This window comes from Virgibacillus profundi (assembly GCF_002287375.1).
GTDB lineage: Bacteria > Bacillota > Bacilli > Bacillales > Amphibacillaceae > Virgibacillus_K > Virgibacillus_K profundi.
Genome location: NZ_NPOA01000141.1, coordinates 1 through 377, shown reverse-complemented (window position 1 = coordinate 377; position 377 = coordinate 1). Strand labels below are relative to the sequence as shown.

General features: G+C 42.4%; 1 protein-coding gene. It reads right to left on the bottom strand.

What is annotated here, in order from left to right:
- Positions 1 to 138: 138 nt before the first annotated feature.
- Positions 139 to 377: hypothetical protein (locus CIL05_RS22520; protein WP_439144860.1), on the bottom strand; the 239-nt coding region annotated here is incomplete at its 5' end.

Sequence of the window (377 nt, the reverse complement as noted above, 5' to 3'; positions counted from 1 at the left end):
GATGAATCTACCTTAATCCAAGAATTTCACCTCTCGCTTTGGAATACAGACCGCCCCAACTGTCCCTATCAATCATTACTTTAGTCCCGAACACCAACAAAATAGAACCGGAGTCCTTAATCATTATTCCATGCTAACTTATTCAAGGCGTGTGGCCTGCTTTGAACACTCTATTTTTCTCAAAGTAAACGAGTCACTTAACGGCCGAACACCATGACAGTATTCGACCGGTTTGCGACAAATGTTTTTCCCAGTTGTTGGAAAACCTTCAAGATGAAGGCTCCCAGCGACAAAGAAAAGAAATCCAACTACGAGCTTTTTAACCGCAACAACTTTAGTATACGCTATTGGAGCTGGAATTACCGCTAGTATGCCAG